At 73.0% G+C, this 15,117-nt stretch carries 15 protein-coding genes; 5 read left to right on the forward strand and 10 right to left on the reverse strand.

Annotation, left to right across the window (positions count from 1 at the left end):
* Positions 1-643: 643 nt before the first annotated feature.
* Positions 644-1,015, reverse strand: a complete 372-nt coding sequence (locus tag ACX25U_RS33680; protein ID WP_454385670.1) for a hypothetical protein — start codon at positions 1,013-1,015, stop codon at positions 644-646.
* A gap of 277 nt (positions 1,016-1,292) precedes the next feature.
* Between ACX25U_RS33680 and ACX25U_RS33685 the strand changes: the two genes are divergently transcribed.
* From ACX25U_RS33685 to ACX25U_RS33695, 3 genes are all read left to right on the forward strand, one after another.
* Positions 1,293-3,371: a SpoIIE family protein phosphatase gene (locus ACX25U_RS33685; RefSeq protein ID WP_454385672.1), complete on the forward strand. Its 2,079-nt coding sequence runs from the start codon at positions 1,293-1,295 to the stop codon at positions 3,369-3,371.
* 183 nt (positions 3,372-3,554) lie between these two features.
* Complete coding sequence (locus ACX25U_RS33690; RefSeq protein ID WP_454385674.1) at positions 3,555-5,570, forward strand: NADPH-dependent 2,4-dienoyl-CoA reductase; 2,016 nt, start codon at positions 3,555-3,557, stop codon at positions 5,568-5,570.
* Positions 5,571-5,621: 51 nt separating this feature from the next.
* Positions 5,622-6,173, forward strand: coding sequence for a PadR family transcriptional regulator (locus ACX25U_RS33695; RefSeq protein ID WP_454385676.1), 552 nt, complete (start codon positions 5,622-5,624; stop codon positions 6,171-6,173).
* 145 nt (positions 6,174-6,318) lie between these two features.
* On the opposite strand, the gene ACX25U_RS33700 is transcribed toward ACX25U_RS33695, so the two are convergent.
* Positions 6,319-6,861 carry a hypothetical protein gene (locus tag ACX25U_RS33700; RefSeq protein ID WP_454385677.1) on the reverse strand — a complete coding sequence of 181 codons (543 nt, stop codon included), beginning with the start codon at positions 6,859-6,861 and terminating at the stop codon, positions 6,319-6,321.
* A 144-nt stretch (positions 6,862-7,005) separates the two neighbouring features.
* On the reverse strand, positions 7,006-8,013 hold the full coding sequence (locus ACX25U_RS33705; RefSeq protein WP_454385679.1) for a fibronectin type III domain-containing protein: 1,008 nt from the start codon (positions 8,011-8,013) through the stop codon (positions 7,006-7,008).
* A 407-nt stretch (positions 8,014-8,420) separates the two neighbouring features.
* On the opposite strand from ACX25U_RS33705, the gene ACX25U_RS33710 reads away from it, so the two are divergent.
* Positions 8,421-9,218, forward strand: coding sequence for a glycoside hydrolase family 75 protein (locus tag ACX25U_RS33710; protein WP_454385681.1), 798 nt, complete (start codon positions 8,421-8,423; stop codon positions 9,216-9,218).
* Positions 9,219-9,251: 33 nt separating this feature from the next.
* On the opposite strand, the gene ACX25U_RS33715 is transcribed toward ACX25U_RS33710, so the two are convergent.
* The 6 genes from ACX25U_RS33715 to ACX25U_RS33740 all read right to left on the reverse strand — a co-directional run bounded on the left by ACX25U_RS33715 (position 9,252) and on the right by ACX25U_RS33740 (position 13,073).
* Positions 9,252-9,677, reverse strand: coding sequence for a PTS-dependent dihydroxyacetone kinase phosphotransferase subunit DhaM (locus tag ACX25U_RS33715; protein WP_454385683.1), 426 nt, complete (start codon positions 9,675-9,677; stop codon positions 9,252-9,254).
* A gap of 1 nt (position 9,678) precedes the next feature.
* Positions 9,679-10,284 carry a dihydroxyacetone kinase subunit DhaL gene (dhaL, locus tag ACX25U_RS33720; RefSeq protein WP_454385685.1) on the reverse strand — a complete coding sequence of 202 codons (606 nt, stop codon included), beginning with the start codon at positions 10,282-10,284 and terminating at the stop codon, positions 9,679-9,681.
* A gap of 47 nt (positions 10,285-10,331) precedes the next feature.
* The gene (gene dhaK, locus ACX25U_RS33725) at positions 10,332-11,324 is read right to left on the reverse strand and encodes a dihydroxyacetone kinase subunit DhaK (RefSeq protein ID WP_454385687.1); all 993 of its coding nucleotides are present in this window, start codon (positions 11,322-11,324) and stop codon (positions 10,332-10,334) included.
* Positions 11,325-11,593: 269 nt separating this feature from the next.
* Complete coding sequence (locus ACX25U_RS33730) at positions 11,594-11,830, reverse strand: hypothetical protein (RefSeq protein WP_454394839.1); 237 nt, start codon at positions 11,828-11,830, stop codon at positions 11,594-11,596.
* The gene (locus tag ACX25U_RS33735) at positions 11,748-12,062 is read right to left on the reverse strand and encodes an MgtC/SapB family protein (protein ID WP_454385689.1); all 315 of its coding nucleotides are present in this window, start codon (positions 12,060-12,062) and stop codon (positions 11,748-11,750) included. Before ACX25U_RS33735 ends, ACX25U_RS33730 begins: the two co-directional genes overlap by 83 nt.
* Positions 12,063-12,395: 333 nt before the next feature.
* Positions 12,396-13,073, reverse strand: coding sequence for an HdeD family acid-resistance protein (locus tag ACX25U_RS33740; protein WP_454385691.1), 678 nt, complete (start codon positions 13,071-13,073; stop codon positions 12,396-12,398).
* A gap of 483 nt (positions 13,074-13,556) precedes the next feature.
* Between ACX25U_RS33740 and ACX25U_RS33745 the strand changes: the two genes are divergently transcribed.
* Positions 13,557-13,784 carry a hypothetical protein gene (locus tag ACX25U_RS33745; RefSeq protein ID WP_454385693.1) on the forward strand — a complete coding sequence of 76 codons (228 nt, stop codon included), beginning with the start codon at positions 13,557-13,559 and terminating at the stop codon, positions 13,782-13,784.
* 116 nt (positions 13,785-13,900) lie between these two features.
* Here ACX25U_RS33745 and ACX25U_RS33750 read toward each other — a convergent pair whose 3' ends face one another.
* Complete coding sequence (locus ACX25U_RS33750; RefSeq protein WP_454385695.1) at positions 13,901-15,085, reverse strand: cytochrome P450; 1,185 nt, start codon at positions 15,083-15,085, stop codon at positions 13,901-13,903.
* Between the last annotated feature and the right edge of the window lie 32 nt (positions 15,086-15,117).

Consider the following 15,117-nt stretch of genomic DNA (forward strand, 5'->3'; position numbering starts at 1 on the left):
GGCGGGCTGGGGCGGGGCAGCCGGGGGGTGCCGTCGGCCGAACCCCGGGCCGTGCCCGTGCCGGGCACCGGGACCGCCCGGCGACAGCGGCGCGGACGCTGAACCAGCGGTCGCGGCTCCCGAGCCGCCCGACCCCGCCGCACAGGCGACGGTGCCGCCCGGCGCCAGGACGACCGCCGCGGCCGTCGTCGGCGCGGCGACGCGGCGGTGCCGGGCCCGCCGTGCCGGGCCCGCCGTGCCGGGCCCGCCGTGCCGGGCCCGCCGTGCCGGGCCCGCCGTGCCGGGCCCGCCGTGCCGGGCCCGCCGTGCCGGGCCCGCCGTGCCGGGCCCGCCGTGCCGGGCTCCCGAGCGGGGCGCCCGGCGCGACGTCGCCCTCGACCCGCGCTGCCGGCAGGAGAGCCGCACCGCACCGCACCGCACCGGCCGTCCGGCGCGACGTCGCCCTCGACCCGCGCTGCCGGCAGGAGAGCCGCACCGCACCGCACCGGCCGTCCGGCGCAGCCGCAGAAGCGGCCGACGGCCGGCCGCTGCCTGTTCCCGCTCGCGGGCGGCGTGGGCCGGGTCGCCGCGCCGCGCTCCGCTTCGGCGGCGCCGGCCGCGTCACTCCGGTGGGCGGAGGGGCGGTGCCGAGCCGGGCGCGGCGTCAGCGGCTTTCCAGGCGTACGTGGAGTTCTCGTTCCTGGTCGCCGGAGGCCGTGCACAGGTCCTGGACGGTGAACAGGGAGTCCAGGGTCGTACGGAATCGGTCGATCGCCCAGTAGCCGCCCTGCACGTCGGCCGTGACGGACGCCCCGAGCCGGGTGGGGCCGCAGCCGGTCCCGTGGCCCTCGGCCACGTCGAAGGTTCCGAGCCACACCGTCGGGCGCACCTCGTGGTAGTCGCGGGGCACATCGTCCGCGCACCGGTCGGACGAGAAGCAGGCGCACAGGGCGTCGAACACGATCCGGGCGTCTTCCTTGGTGCATCCGCTCAGCTCCACCGAGACGGATTCGGGGTACGCTCGCTCGCTGTCCATCGTGATCGCTCCTCTCGTGGCCGCGCCGCGTACCGCACTCGGCGCTCCACCCCCGGTCCTCAGCAAAGCACCATCTCCCAGGAGAACACCACCGGCGGTCCCCCACACCTTGCGACGGCGGTCCGTCCGGCCGATTCGGCGGGACGGCTCCCGTTGTATTGAGGGAGGGTGGAAAGAGGCGACGGACCGTCGGAGAGGTGAGTGTGGGCGCGGTACAACAGGGTGAGTCGGCACCGGGGACGGCGGGCCGCGTGAACGGGCGAAGGCGGTGGGCGGGATGACTGCAGCGGGGGCTCCTCCGGCCGAGGGCGACGAGCCGGCGGGCGGGACCGTACGGCCCAGCGGGCTGCTCGACGTACTGGGCGTGGCCTCGGTGGTCCTCGACGCCCAGGGACGCATCGTGCTGTGGAGCCCCCAGGCCGCGGAACTCTTCGGCTACTCGGCGCAGGAGGCGCTGGGCCGGTACGCCGCCCAGCTGATGGTCCACGAGCAGCACCTCGACCTGGTCGTCAAGCTGTTCACCGACGTCCTGCGGACCGGCCAGGGCTGGGCCGGCGCCTTCCCCGTCCGGCACAAGGACGGCAGCACCCGACTGGTGGAGTTCCGCAACATGCGCCTCCTCGACGACCGCGGGGACGCCTACGCGCTGGGACTCGCCGCCGACCAGTCGACCGTACGGCGGCTGGAGCGGGACGTGGCGCTGTCCGCGCGGATCGTCTCGCAGTCCCCGATCGGGCTTGCCGTACTGGACAACCGACTGAGATACGTCTCGGTCAACCCGGCCCTGGAGCGGATCAACGGCATACCCGCCGAGCAGCACGTGGGCCGGACGGTCCGCGAGCTGCTGCCCGAGTGGGGCTGCGACGCCCTGGAGGCCGGCGCGCGCCGTGTGCTGGAGACCGGGCAGCCGCTGGTCGACCAGTCCATGGTCGGCCGGACCCCGGCCGACCCGGACGAGGACCACGCCTGGTCGTATTCGCTGTACCGGCTGGAGGACGCCGCCGGCGCGGTGCTGGGAGTGGCCGTGTCGGTCGTGGACATCACCGAGCAGTACCGGGCGGGCATCGCGGCGGAGACCGCGCGCCGGCGCCTGGCCCTCATCGCCGACGCCTCGGCCCGGATCGGCACCACCCTGGATCTGGACCGCACGGCCCGCGAGCTGGCCGACGTCGCCGTCCCCGAGCTGGCCGACGTGGCCGCGGTGGACCTGCTCGAGTCCGTTGCCGCGGGCCGCCGCAGCAGCCTCGGACCGGCCGAGCCGGCGGTGATCCGCGCCCTGGCCGTACGGGCGGACCACGCCGCGGACGCCCTGGAGGCGGCCGACCCGCCCGGTGAGACCGCCAGCTACGGCCCCGACCGCCTGGTCACGCGCTGTGTACGCACCGGGCGCCCGGTGCTGGTGGCGCAGGTCAAGGACGATGACCTGCCCGTGATCGCCCGCTCCCCGGAGGCCGCCGTGCTGCTGGGCCGCGCGGGCGTGCACTCGTATCTGGCCGTGCCGCTGATCGCGCGCGGCGAGGTGCTGGGCGCGCTGGACCTCAAACGCACCCGCAATCCGCGGCCGTTCAGCGCGGACGACGTCCTGCTGGCCCGGGAGCTGGCCGCCCGCGCGGCCGTGCAGATCGACAACGCCCGCTGGTACCAGAACGCCCGCGACACCGCCCTCACCCTGCAGCGCAGTTTGCTGCCCCGTCACCCGTCCGTCACCGGAGGACTCGAGGTCGCCTCCCGCTACCAGCCGGCGGGCGCCACCGTGGAGGTGGGCGGCGACTGGTTCGACGTGATCCCGCTGGAGGGCGACAAGACGGCGCTCGTCGTGGGCGACGTGATGGGCAGCGGCATCAGCGCGGCGGCCACGATGGGGCGGCTGCGCACCGCGACGAAGGCGCTGGCCTCGCTCGACCTCGATCCCGCGCAGCTGCTCGATCACCTCGACCGGATCACCGACGGCCTGGACCACTCCATCGCCACCTGTCTCTACGCCGTCCACGACCCGCACAAGGGGCAGTGCCGGATCGCCAACGCCGGGCACCTGCCTCCGGCCCGGATCCCCGTGGGCCGCGACCCGGAGCTGCTGGACCTGCCCACCGGGGTTCCACTGGGCGTGGGGGGCGTCGCGTTCTCCACCACGACGGTGGACCTGGAGCCCGGCGACCAGCTGGTGCTCTACACCGACGGGCTCGTCGAGACGCGCCGGGACTCGCTGGACGAGCGCCTGGCGATGCTGCTGACGCTGCTGGACGGCCCGCCGCGGCCCCTGGAGGAGCTGTGCGACCTCCTGCTGCGCACGCTGCACCAGCCGGACAACCACGACGACGTGGCCCTGCTCGTCGCCCGCGCGCAAGGGTTGCCGTAGCGCCGGCCGGCTCTTCGGCCACCGTCACCCGTTCCTCACCGGCCGCATTCCACCCGACGCCTGTCGCGCGCCTGCTCGCCGCTGCGGCGGGGAGCAGGGCGCGCGTTGTTTTGCAACTAGTTGCATAAAGCCCTTCGTGTCCTTTACAACTGAACAGGCACGACACCGCCTACGGAGGGGCCGATGAGCCGTTACCCGCATTTGCTGAGCCCGCTCGAGCTGGGGTTCACCACGTTGCCCAACCGCGTGCTCATGGGCTCCATGCACGTGGGCCTGGAGGAGGCCGAGCGGGGGTTCGAGCGGATGGCGGAGTTCTACGCCGCCCGGGCCCGCGGGGGAGTGGGGCTCATCGTCACCGGCGGTATCGCACCCAATGAGGAGGGGCGGCCGTACGAGGGCGGGGCGAAGCTCACCACCGAGGAGGAGGCCACGCGGCACGCGGTCGTGACCGAGGCCGTGCACCGCGAGGGCGGACGGATCGCCCTGCAGATCCTGCACTTCGGCCGCTACGCCTACCACCGCGACCTGGTCGCGCCCAGCCCCCTGAAGGCCCCCATCAGCCCCTTCGTCCCGCGCGAACTCACCGACGCCGACGTCGAGCGGACCATCGACGACTACGTCCGCACCGCCTGCCTCGCCCGCCGGGCCGGCTACGACGGCGTGGAGATCATGGGCTCCGAGGGCTACCTCGTCAACGAGTTCATCGCCGCGCAGACCAACCACCGCACCGACCGCTGGGGCGGCCCGTACGAGAACCGGATGCGCTTCCCGGTCGAGATCGTGCGCCGGGTGCGCGAGGCCGTCGGCGAGGACTTCATCGTCGTCTACCGGCTGTCCATGCTGGACCTCGTGCCCGGTGGCTCGACCCTGGACGAGGTCGTCACGCTCGCCAAAGCCGTCGAGGCCGCCGGGGCGACCATCATCAACACCGGCATCGGCTGGCACGAGGCCCGCATCCCCACCATCGCCACCTCCGTGCCGCGCGGCGCCTACGCGTTCGTCACCAGGAAGCTGATGGGCCAGGTCTCCGTCCCCCTCGTCACCACCAACCGCATCAACACCCCGGACGTGGCCGAGCGGTTGCTCGCCGACGGTTACGCCGACATGGTCTCCATGGCCCGCCCGATGCTCGCCGACCCGGACTTCGTCAACAAGGCCGCCGCCGGCCGCCCCGAGGCCATCAACACCTGCATCGGATGCAACCAGGCCTGCCTGGACCACACCTTCGGCGGACAGATCACCTCCTGCCTGGTCAACCCGCGCGCCTGCCACGAGACCGAACTGGTCCTGTCCCCGACCCGGCGGCGCAAGCGCGTCGCCGTCGTCGGCGCCGGGCCCGCCGGGCTCGCCTGTGCGGCCGGCGCCGCCGAACGCGGCCACCAGGTCACCCTGTTCGACGCCGCGAGCGAGATCGGCGGCCAGCTCGACGTCGCCCGCAAGGTCCCCGGCAAGCAGGAGTTCGACGAGACCCTGCGCTACTTCCGCCACCAGCTCGACGCGCACGGCGTCGACGTACGCCTGAACACCCGGGTGGACGTCGGCGACCTCGACGGCTACGACGAGGTCGTCGTCGCCACCGGCGTCACCCCCCGCACCCCCGAGATCCCCGGCATCGACCACCCGCGCGTCCTCGGCTACCTCGACGTGCTGCGGGACGGTGCCCCCGTCGGCGACCGGGTGGCGATCCTCGGTGCCGGCGGCATCGGCTTCGACGTGGCCGAGTACCTCACCGACAGCGGTGACAAGGCGAGCGAGGATCCGGCGACGTACTTCCGCCACTGGGGCGTCGACATGGACCACCGCTCGCCCGGCGGACTCGCCGTGCCCGAGCGGCCGGCACCGCCGCGCACCGTGCACCTGCTGCAGCGCAAGACCACCAAGGTCGGCGCCGGACTGGGCAAGACCACCGGCTGGATCCACCGCACCGAGCTCAAGCACCGCGGCGTCACCATGGTCCCGGGCGTCCGCTACGACCGCATCGACGACGCCGGGCTGCACATCACCGTCGACGGGGCGAGCACCGTCCTGGAGGTGGACACGATCGTGCTGTGCACCGGACAGGAGCCCAGGCGCGAGCTGTACGAGGAGCTTCTCGCCGCCGGGCGCCGTCCGCACCTCATCGGCGGGGCGGACGTGGCCGCCGAGCTGGACGCCAAGCGCGCCATCAAGCAGGGCACGGAGCTGGCGGCGGCCCTGTAGCCGAACTCCAAGGCGGCGGCGGGCGTACGGCCCGTCCCTAGGATGACCCCCATGTCACTCCCGCACGCGATCCTCACCGCCCTGCTCGAAAAGCCGTCGTCGGGGCTCGAGCTGACGCGCCGCTTCGACAAGTCCATCGGCTACTTCTGGTCGGCGACGCATCAGCAGATCTATCGCGAGCTGGGGAAACTGGAGGCGGACGGCCTGATCCGCACCCTGCCGTCCGAGCAGCCGGCCCGCGGGCAGAAGAAGAGCTACGAGGTCCTGCCAGCGGGCCGCGCCGAACTGGCCCGCTGGACCGCCGCCGCCCAGGAGCCGAAGCCGCACCGCGACGCCCTGCTGCTGCGGCTGCGCGCCGCGGCCGTGGTGGGCACCGCGGGTCTGGAGGCCGACCTCAGGCGTCATCTGGATCTGCACGAGCGGCAGTTGGCGGAGTACCGGGAGATCGAGCGGCGCGACTTCCCGCCCGGCGGGGACAGTCCGGAGGACCGGTTGCGGCATCTGGTGCTGCGAGCCGGTATCGACCTGGAGACCTTCTGGACCCAGTGGCTCCGGCACGCGCTGGAGGAGTTCCCCGAACTGCCCGGCCACGGGCCCCGGTGACGGCGGCCCGGCCGCTCAGAGCCTGTCGTCGAACTCCCGTCGTCCGCCCGAAGGTCGGGCCCGGCGGCGTCATGGGCCCCTGCTCGAAGAGCTCGGGGGAGCGTGCCAGACGCCGCCGGACGGGCGGGAGTTCGAGGACAGGCCCTCAGAGCCGATACGGCTTCGAACGTCGGCGCAGCGCCCAGCCCGTGGCGATCAGCGCGGCCCCGACCAGTGCCCCGCCCACCGCGAACGTGACGGGTCCGTAGTCCTTGGTGCCCCCTCCCAGACCGCCCGCCACACCACGGGGCGGCGCGGACGTGGCCGAGATCGTCGGGGGGGTGCGGACGGCGCCGGAGACGGCGATGGACTGGGTGCCCGCGGTGATGTTGTTGGAGCACACGACGATCACGGTGTAGCTGCCCGGGCTCACGCTCTGCCAGGCGGCGGTCTGGCTGGTCCTCGTCCCGGTCAGAGCCACCTGGCGCCCCTGGGTGAAGTTCGTCTGGCTGCTGGTGAGCAGCGAGGCCGTGCCCCAACTGCCGTCGACCTGGGTGCACGTGCTGGTCGTGACGGTCACGGTCGAGCCGCTGGCTCTGACGGAGATCCCCGGCGCGGCGGCGGCGGGCCCGGCGGCGAGACCGGCCGCGAGCGCGGCGGCGGCCGCCGTGACCGGGCCGGAGCGCAGGAGTGGCTGAGTGTGGCGCATGGGACCGTCCTCCGGCGGCACGGTCGGCGGACCATCCCGTGTGCCGCCGGAGATAGGGAATCGCCCGTGCTGCCTCGCAGCCAGCCAACCTCCCGCGCCCGTGCAAGGCACGCGGGACGCGTCCGTTCGGGTGACCCGCAGGCCCTACGGCTGCCCCGTTGTCACCGTCCGTTCGGGTGAGAAGCCGCCCCAGGTGCCGTCCGGCAGCATCGCCCGGATCCGCACCCGGTGGGTGACCCCGGCCTCGCGCCCGACGTAGAAGCTGTACGACGCCTTCTCGCGTGGGGCGGTGCCGCCCCAGACGAGGGAGGTGGCCGGCTGTCCGTCGAGCTGGACCTGGTACTGGGTCACCACCCCGTCGGTGCGCGGCGGAACCCAGCTCAGATCGAGGTAGTGGGAACCGTCCGCCCGGTGTGTCGTGGCACGGAAGGCGGAGGGCGCGGTGGCCCGGCCGTCGTCGGAGCCCGGCGCGGTGGTGAGCCGGACGGCGGCACTGGCGGGGGAGAGGTTGTCGGCGGCGTCGCGGGCCCGCACGGTGAAGGAGTAACGGGTGCCCGGCCGCAGGCCCGTGACCACGGTCGCCGTCTGGTTTCCGCCCACACTGTGGATCTTCGTGCCGGCCTGATGGACCTCGTAGGAGACCACGCCCCGGTCGTCCGTCGACGGCGACCAGGACAGCTGGACGGCCCGGCTGCCCACCGCCCGGCCGTGCGCGTCGAGCGGGCGGGACGGGGCCGAGCGGTCCGCGACGGCGGCCGGAGTCGTCGCCCGCACCGATCGGCTGCGCGGGCCGAGCCGGCCGTCGGTGTCCCGGGCCCGCACGGCGAAGGCGTACGTGGTCGAGGGGCTGAGCCGGGTGATGTCCACCATGTGCTCGGACGCCGGCACGTCCTTCACCTTCGTGGTGCCCCGGTACACCTCGTACCCGGCGACGCCCGAGGCCGCGGGCGCCGCGTTCCACATGACGTGCACGCTGGTCGCGCTCCCGGCCGCCGCGGTGACGCCGGTCGGCGCCCCGGGCATCCGGCCGCTCTCGCCGTCGTCGGCGACGCTCCGGCCGCAGGCGGCCAGCAGCACCGGCACGACGCACAAGGCCACGACACGCCCGAGTGCGCGGTGAGAGCGGGAAGCGGGGACGGGAACGCGTCGCACGAGGTGGGTCTCCCCTTTTCAGCAGCGGCGTAGACGACCCGGGCGCCGCACGGGCAATGGTCCGGACCAATATGGCGCCTCGACGGGGCCGCAGCAAGAGGGTCGCCGTCCAAGGGGGCTGCGGGACGTTACGTGTGCTGGAGCCTCTTCCGGGCCGAATTTCCCTGGAGCGCAGGGGAGTTCACGCTGCGGTGCGGATCGCTGCCGTCGTTGGTCCCGCGCCGGCACGGGCGATCGGGGGCCGGGCCGACCGCGGGTCGCGGTCCCCCGGCCGCCCGGAGGGCGTTACGGGCCATGCGTCGTCCGGTCACCTAACGTGGGGCGCGTGATCGAATTCATCACCTATGAGGTGACTGTCCGTAATGCCATCAATGTCGTCAATGTCCTCGAGGAGAGGGTTCCTCATCGTGCGTGCCAAGTCGCTGACCCTCGTCGCGGCGAGCAGCGTCCTGCTCGCTCCGACGACGCTGCCCGCCCCCGCCCCCACCGTGCCCCATCGCCCCCGCCAGGAGCCGGCGCCGGTGGCCCGGAGCGACGGCGCCGGCCCTGTCCGTGCCGCCGACCTGCTGGCCATGGTGCGGCGCTGCAGCCCGGTCTCCCGCGGCCGTTACCGGCTCGACGCCGGCGCGCCCGCCACCGTCCCGATCTGCGGGCTGCGCGGTGCCGTCTTCTGGAAGGCCGACATGGACATCGACTGCGACGGACGCCCCACCGCCCGCTGCAACCGCCGCACCGACCCGCACTTCTCTCCGGGCGCGGCTTATACGCAGTCCAACGGACGCCGCCTCAACGCCGAGCGGCTGCCGTACATCGTCCTGCCCGCCGCGAGCCGCATCTGGGACCACTGCGCCCACGGCGTGGGCGGGGGGTCGGTCGCGGCCGTCGTCTACGGGGACCGCGTGGAGTACGCGGTCGTGGGCGACATCGGGCCGCGCGACATCATCGGCGAGGCCTCGTACGCCACCGCCCGGCGCCTGGGCATCCCCGCCGACCCCAGCACCGGCGGCGTGGGCTCGGGCGTGACCTACATCGTCTTCAAGCACTCCCGGATCGACGCCATCGAGGACCACGCGGCCGCCGTGGCGACCGGCGAGCGGCTGGCGCGCCGGCTGCTCGCCGACCGGACGGGGCGGGAGGACGGCGAGACGGCACGGGAGGGCGACGGGACGGCGCAGGAGAGCGGCGAGACGGCGCAGGAGCGATGACCCGTGCCGCCGTCGTACGCCCCCGGCCGCCACTCACACCTTCCGGTAGCCGTATGCCTCCGTCGCCGCCGCCTCCACCGCGTCGAGGTCGGCTCCCGCCGCCGCCGTGACCACAGCGGCCACCGCGCCCTCCACGAACGGGGCGTCCAGCAGGCGGGTGTTGCCCGGCAGTTCGTCGCCCTCGGCGAGCAGCGTCTTCACGGTGAGCACCGCACTGCCGAGGTCGGTGAGGACGGCCACCCCGGCACCCCGGTCCACGGACGCGGCCGCCGCGGAGACCAGCTCGGCGCTGGTGCCCAGCCCGCCGCCCTCCCGGCCGCCGGCCGGAGCCACCGGCACCCCCGCGGCCCCGCCGGCCAGCCCCTTCGCCAGCTCGGCCACCGACGCCGCCACCTCGGCACTGTGCGAGACCAGCACGATCCCGACCGTCTTGTCGTCACTCGTCCTGCCGTCACTCATGTCAGGCCTCCACCGCGGCGGCTTCGGCGAGTGCCGCGACCAGCAGGGCGGACGACGTCGCACCCGGGTCCTGGTGCCCGATGCTGCGTTCGCCCAGATAGCTCGCCCGGCCCTTGCGGGCCTGCAGGGGCGTGGTCGCCTCGGCACCCTCCTCGGCGGCGGCACGCGCCGCCGCGAAGCCGTCACCGAGCGCGTCCACGGCCGGCACCAGCGCGTCCACCATGGTCTTGTCGCCCGGTGCCGCCCCGCCCAGCGTCATGACCCCGTCCACACCGGCCCTGAACGCCTCGGCCAGCTGTTCCTCGCTCACCTCGGCGGCGTCCCCGAGCGCCTTGCCGGTACGGCGCAGCAGCGTCCCGTACAGCGGCCCCGACGCACCGCCGACCGTCGAGATCAGCCGGCGCCCGGCGAGGACCAGGATCGCGCCGGGCGTGTCGGGCGCCTCCTTCTCCAACGTGGCCCGCACGGCCGTGAACCCGCGCTGCATATTGGTGCCGTGGTCGGCGTCCCCGATGGGCGAGTCGAGGGCGGTGAGCCGTTCCGCCTCGCGGTCCACGGACGCGGCGGTCGCCGTCATCCAACGGCGGAAGAAGTCGGCGTCGAGCACTGGATCTCCCTTGCGTGGTAGGTGGGGGTGGAGACGCTCTCCAGGGATCACATGCCCCAGCGCAGGCCCGGCGTACTCACGGGTGCGTCCCACAGGCGCAGCAGCTCCTCGTCGATCTGGCAGAGGGTGACCGAGGCACCCGCCATGTCCAGCGAGGTGACGTAGTCGCCCACCAGCGTGCGGGCGACGGCCACACCCCGCTCGGCGAGCACCCGGTGCACCTCGGCGTTGAAGCCGTACAGCTCGAGCAGCGGGGTCGCACCCATGCCGTTGACCAGCAGCAGCACGGGGTTGCTCGGGTGCAGGTCCTCCAGGATCGCGTGCACCGCGAAGTCGGCGATCTCGCTCGAGGTCATCATCGGCCGCCGCTCCCGGCCCGGCTCGCCGTGGATGCCGATGCCCAACTCCAGCTCCCCGGAGGGCAGATCGAAGGTGGGGCTGCCCTTGGCCGGGGTGGTGCACGCGCTCAGGGCGACGCCGAAGCTGCGGGAGTTCTCGTTGACCTGCCGGGCGATCGCCTCCACCCGCTCCAGCGGCTGCCCCTCGTCGGCCGCCGCGCCCGCGATCTTCTCCACGAACAGGGTCGCGCCGGTGCCGCGCCGCCCCGCCGTGTACAGGCTGTCGGTCACCGCCACGTCGTCGTTGACCAGGACCTTCGCCACCTGGATGCCCTCGTCCTCGGCGAGCTCGGCCGCCATGTCGAAGTTGAGCACGTCCCCGGTGTAGTTCTTCACGATGAACAGCACACCCGCCCCGCTGTCCACGGCCGCCGCGGCCCGCAGCATCTGGTCGGGCACCGGCGAGGTGAAGACCTCCCCCGGACAGGCCGCCGAGAGCATCCCGGGCCCCACGAACCCGCCGTGCAGCGGCTCGTGCCCCGACCCGCCGCCGGAGACGAGGGCGACCTTCCCGGCCACGGGCGCGTCCCGTCGTACCACCACCCGGTTCTCCACGTCGACCGTCAGCTCGGGATGGGCGGCCGCCATACCCCGCAGCGCGTCCGCGACCACGGTCTCGGCGACGTTGATGAGCATCTTCATCGATACCTCCTACGGAGCTTGGCGGGCAAGGATCCAGCCTGCGTTTTGGCTGGTCAGAATGCGTAAGGGCGGTTGTTGATGTTGGCGGTCCACGGCGGTCGAAAGCGGTCTCCGGCGGTACTGATGCCGACTGAACGCTGACTTGCTCGACGGGGCGTCAGGTGCATGGGGCGGGGACGCGGGGCGGCCGTAACGCTCCTATCGGCAGTATCGGCCTTGCGGCAGCGAAGGTCACGTGCGGCGACCACTCAGGCGAATGAGGGAACGGTTCAGTGACCGGAACCCGTGTCTTCCGACGTTCTCCCGGAAGTCCGGGCCAGTATCACTTCGTCGTCGTTGAACCGGTGTGCCCACCGCCGGCCGTCAAGCAATCGAAGCATCGACAGATGCCGGGTTTCCAGAGCCGGCAGCGCCAGGACGGTGTCAGGGACGGCCAGTGCGATCCTGCCCTGACCCGCGGCGGCTCCGATGCCTGCCGCTGCGAAGACCACTGCCGCGGTGGTCACACCGTGGACGACTTCTTCGCCCCCCCTGGCTCGGGCGGAACGTGAGCGCGGCTCCGAGGAAGCCGATCCCCGTGACCACCCCGGCCGGCGCGTTGGGCGCACCCCGCAACGCCAGGATCGCCACCAGGGCCGCCCCCACTCCGATGAGGGAGAAGGTCCGGTCGCCGGCCGATGATCCGCGCAGGTTGCGCTCGAAGCCGAGCGCATACGTCGAAAGGAAGGCCACCAGCACATGACCAGGGCGGGCAGGTCGGACATCATGCGATATCCAGGCGCGCCTACGCCCGAAACCAGGCCATCGCCTCGCAGGGGTGGCGTGGTGGCCTCTTCGGCCCGATCGGCCGGGAGACGGCGCAGCGGCTCATCGCGTGCGCGGGTCCAGGTCGCCGAGCTCCCTACCGACCTGTCCACCGCAGCCGCGACCGTGGCGGACGGCGGTGATGCCGAGCGGGCGGCGGACGCCGGAGCGATCGTTGCCCCGGCCTCAGCGCCGGCCGAGGTGTCCGCCCAGCCGGGCGAGCGGCCCTTCGCCGCTCGCCCGTGGCCGGCCGTCCGGCTCCGGCGATCAGTGCTGTGGGTGCGGACGGGAGTGGAACAGGGGTCGCCGCCGGGCGGCAGTGGCCGGAGCGAGACGGCCGACTTCGACGCGCATCCTGATGGCGCGGACCACCTCGGTCAGGCCCAGAACTATGGCCATGATGCCCACCACCAGGGTGAGTGCGGTGATCGAGGCGAACGGCGAGACGATCAGCACGATGCCCGCCAGAGCGCTGATGATCCCGAAGGCCACCTGCCAGCCCCGGGCCGGCATGTCCTGGGCGGAGGCCGCCGCAGCCGTCACCATGATGCCGCGCAGCAACCAGCTGAAGCCGATCCACAGGGCGAGCAGCAGGGTCGACTCAAGGACGCCCCGGAAGCAGATCAACCCCAGCAGGATGGAGAGCGCACCCGTGATGAAATGCAGCACCCGAAGATGCCGGGGCACGTGCGTGCCGAAGGCGCCGGCCAGCTCGAAGACACCGGTGACCAGCAGATAGACGCCGAAGAGCACGCCGACGACCCGCAGCGTCGGGCCCGGCCAGACCAGGGCGATGACGCCCAGGGCGGTGGTGGCCAGGCCCATGGTGAGCAGGATCTGCCAGCCCATGTTCGCCAGGACAGCCGTGCCTTCGGCCAGGGGATCGTCTTGTGGCTCGGTGCCGCGTGGGGGAGCGGGGCCCGAGGAACCGGAAGGGGATGTCATGACGTCGGCCTCCTTCCAGAAACAGCGTGGTCACGTCAGTACACGTCCATCGTCACCCGACCGGCCCCGTGTCGCTCGGCGGAGACGGGGATCGCGGCAGTGACCCGGTGCGGGAAGCGGTGGGTCCGTCCGCGAGTGCGGTAGGGGTTCTTCGTCGCGCGCGGGAAGTGCGGACGGCAGTCCGGCACGGCCGGGACCCGGCAGCTCCCATTCGGGCGTCGGGGGGACGGCGGCCACCGGACAGGGTGCATGGTGCGGAACCGCACGGGTGGCCGGGCCGAGGTGCCCATGCCGTCTGTGGGATCCGACGATCACAAGGTCCACGTCGGCTAAGGCACTCACGATCTCGCCGAGCGCTCGCCGGGGCGTGCGGCTCAGTGCACGCATGGCGGACTCGCACCCGGAGATCATGCGGATCTGCGCCACAGCGAGCTCGGCCGCACGTGCGCCGGCCACGGACCGGCTCCGCGCGCGAAGCGCGACGTGGAGAAGGACATGGCCTCGGGCCGCTTCACCCTGGTCGACCCGGTGATCGCCCTGGCGGTGCTGAACGGCAACCTGCCGGCGCTCCTGCAGTTGTGGTTCAGCCGGCCCGAGGCCGACAGCGACCAAGTCGCAGGCACAATGGCCGAGACGCTCCTGCACATGCTCGGCCTCTTTGCGGGCGAGGTCCGCGACCTCGCCCGGCGGATCCTTCCCGCTGCGGCCTGAAGCGGACCCCGCTGTCCCGCCGTACACACCGACCTGTCGGCGCCGGCTGCGCACGGGTTCTTGCAATCTGGTGGTCCGTCACTCCTGCCGGCTGTCCTGCGTGCCGCCAGACGGCCTCACAGTTGGACGGGCAGGTGGCGCGGCCCGCGGAGCATGGCGTTCTGCCGGTAGGGGGGCGGGTCCTGGACCAGGCGTGCCGTGCCGAGGTGGGGGAGCAGTGCGCCGAGGGCGGCGTGGGCCTCGATGCGGGCCAGTGGTGCGCCGTAGCACAGGTGGATGCCGCTGCCGAAGCCGAGGTGCTGGTTGTCCGGGCGGGTGGGGTCGAACCGGTCGGGCTCGTGGAACCGCATGGGGTCGCGGTTGCCCGAGGCCAGCACCAGGATGACGGATGCGCCTTGGTGGATCTTGGAGCCGGCGACGTCGATGTCGGCGTGCGGAATGCGCTCACGCATGTGGACCGGGGGTTCGTAGCGCAGCAGTTCCTCCACCGCTCGCGGCAGCAGGTCGGATTCGCGGCGCAGCAGGTCCAGATGCTCCGGATGGCGCAGGAGGGTGAGCACCCCGTTGGTGATCAGGTTGACCGTGGTCTCGTGTCCGGCGATGAGGAGCAGCACGGCGGTCTCGGCGAGTTCCTCCTGGGTGAGTCGCAGGGCGGGGTCCGGCTCGTTGACGAGGGCGGAGAGCATGTCGTCGCTCGGATTGTCACGGCGCTGCTCGGCGAGGTTCACCAGGTACCCGCCCATCTCGATCCGCGCCTGGTCGCCCGCCTTGCCGGTCTCGGTGGCGTCCGCGTCGGGCCTGACGTCGGCGGCTGTGACCAGAGCGTCGGACCAGGCCCGGAACAGCGGCTCGTCCTCGCGCGGCACGCCGAGCAGGCGGCAGATCACGGTGACGGGCAGTGGGTAGGCGAAGTCGTCGACGACGTCGATCTGCCGGCCCGCCTCGAAGGGCCCCATCAGCTCCTTGGTGATCCGGTCGATCTCACCGCGCATGGCGTCGACCCGGCCGGGGCTGTGCGGCGGGCCGAACGGCCGCATGGCCAGGGTGCGCAGCCTGTGGTGCTCGGGGTCGTCGAGCCGCAGGAACGGCGGCTTGTGGGTCACCTCGCCGCGAGTGCGGGGATCGGCACTCATCCGCGGATCGTGGAGCAGGGCGGCGATCTCGTGGTAGGTGCCGACCAGGTAGCCGCCGTCCGCCTGCCGCACCACGGGACCGGCCTCGCGGAGTTCCGCGTACACCGGGTAGGGGTTGGGGCGGTTGGCGTAGTCGGTGATCCGTGCCAGCAAGGTCTCGGAGTCCATGGTGGCTCCTCGTCGTTGGACGGGACGTGCGT

The organism is Streptomyces sp. JNUCC 63, from assembly GCF_054366325.1.